This window comes from Stenotrophomonas sp. HMWF003 (assembly GCF_003061285.1).
GTDB classification, from domain to species: Bacteria; Pseudomonadota; Gammaproteobacteria; order Xanthomonadales; family Xanthomonadaceae; genus Stenotrophomonas; species Stenotrophomonas maltophilia_AP.
The window spans coordinates 1-2,059 of record NZ_QAIW01000059.1; the positions used below are offsets into that span (position 1 = coordinate 1).

Genomic DNA, 2,059 nt, shown 5'->3' on the forward strand with positions numbered 1-2,059 from the left:
GCGAGATCATCACCAGGCCCGCGCCCGCCACGAACAGCCAGAAGCTGAGCGAGTTGACGAACGGGAAGGCCACGTCGCGCGCGCCGATCTGCAGCGGCACCACGACGTTCATCAGGCCGGTGATCAGCGGCATCGCCACGAAGAAGATCATGATCACGCCATGGGCGGTGAAGATCTGGTCGTAGTGGTGCGGGGGCAGGATGCCCTCGTTGCCGCCGGCCGCCATCGCCTGCTGCACACGCATCATGATCGCGTCGGCGAAGCCGCGCAGCAGCATGACGAAGGCGATGACCAGATACATCACGCCGATCTTCTTGTGATCCACCGAGGTGAACCACTCTTTCCAGAGATAGCCCCACAGCTTGAACTTGGTGATCAGGGCCAGCACCAGCAGGCCACCGATCCCGGCACCGATCAACGTGGTGATGATGATCGGATCGTGCGGGATGTCGGCAAATGTCAGTTTACCCAACAGATTCATGCTTATTCTCCCGAGCCTGCGTGGCCGGTGTGACCGGCGGCGGCATGCTCGTCTGCAGTGTGTTCGGCGTGCTCGGCGGCAGCACCCGCGGCGTGGGCCGCGTGCGTGTCGTCGGCGTGCACGTCCGCCGGGGCAGGACCTGCAGCGGCAGGCATGTCGTGGCCGGCGTGGCTTTCGCCCGCGGCGCCGTCATGGCCCATCGCGTTGTGGTCGTGCTTCATGCCGTAGTGCTGGTTGTCGCCCATGTGCTTGGCGATGACCCAGTCGAACAGGCCGGCTTCGGCGGTACCGAAGTAGGTCACCGGGTGCCAGTCGTGGTTCTTTTCGGCCACCAGGGCATTGAACGCGGTCTTGTCCAGGGTCGCCGCGTCGGCGCGGACCTTGGCCAGCCACTCCTGGTACTGCGCATCCGTCACCGAATGGGCGCTGAAATGCATCTTGCTGAAGCCCGCGCCACTGTAGTGCGAGGACATGCCCGGGAATTCACCGGTCTCGTTGGCGATCAGGTGGAGTTTGGTCTCCATGGCCGTCATCGAGTAGATCATGCTGCCCAGGTGCGGGATGAAGAAGGCATTCATCACCGAATCGGACGTGATCTTGAAGTTCAGCGGGGTATCGACCGGGAACGTGATCTCGTTGACCGTGGCGATCTTCTCTTCCGGATAGATGAACAGCCACTTCCAGTCGAGCGAGATGGCCTCGATCACCACCGGCTTCTTGTCCGACTCCAGCGGACGGTACGGGTCCAGCGCGTGCGAGGAACGCCAGGTCAGCACGGCCAGCACCAGCACGATCATGCACGGGATCGACCACACCACCACTTCGATCGCGGTGGAGTGCGACCACTTCGGCTCATAACGGGCCTTGGTGTTGGTCGCGCGGTACTTCCAGGCGAAGGTCAGGGTCATGATGATGACCGGCACGACGACCAGCAGCATCAGCACGGTAGCCGTGATCAGCAGCGTCTTCTCATCGTGGCCGATCTGGCCCTTGGGGTTGAGGATGGCCGAGTTGCAGCCCGTCAGGAACACGGACAACGCGAACAGCAGGCCCGGACGCAAAAAGCGTCCAAGGGGTTTCAACGGAATCATCGGTCGATCCAATTGCGTAGGGAATGCCAGCTCAAGCGCGCCCCGTCCCGGCCAAAGGCCGGTTGTGCCGGTCCAGGGGGACAGGCACAGGGGACGATCATGTCAGCCCTCTAATTTTAGGCCGTCATGCATCATTTAAGAAAGGCATTGACAATGATCCAGCGCAGGAAAGCCCCGTTTTAGCTGCGACACGTTGTCGCAGTGCGGGCAATACGCCCGATTCGGCACGCCAACACGTTCATGTATAGACATGAATGCCCTGCCCCTCACCCGACCAGCCACGACAGCAACAGCGTGCACAGGCAGACATAACCCAGCAGGGCCAGGCTCACCGCCAGGGTGGTACGCATGATCGCCGATTCCTGGCCCACCAGCTTCACCGCCGCCGCCGCAATGGCGATCGACTGCGGCGAGACCAGCTTGGCCATCACCCCGCCGGCGGTGTTGGCGGCCACCAGCAGCGCCGGGCTGACCCCGATCTGGGCGG

The 2,059-nt window shown here is 62.8% G+C and carries 3 protein-coding genes; all 3 read right to left on the reverse strand.

Annotated elements, in window-relative coordinates; translation table 11 throughout:
- Positions 1-475 (reverse strand): cbb3-type cytochrome c oxidase subunit I (locus DBR34_RS02140; RefSeq protein WP_181393876.1); only part of this gene is annotated, 475 nt, incomplete at its 3' end.
- Positions 476-483: 8 nt separating this feature from the next.
- Positions 484-1,572 carry a ubiquinol oxidase subunit II gene (gene cyoA / locus DBR34_RS02145; protein ID WP_128095531.1) on the reverse strand — a complete coding sequence of 363 codons (1,089 nt, stop codon included), beginning with the start codon at positions 1,570-1,572 and terminating at the stop codon, positions 484-486.
- A 266-nt stretch (positions 1,573-1,838) separates the two neighbouring features.
- A partial coding sequence (locus DBR34_RS02150; protein ID WP_146186758.1) for an L-lactate permease occupies positions 1,839-2,059 on the reverse strand: 221 nt, incomplete at its 5' end.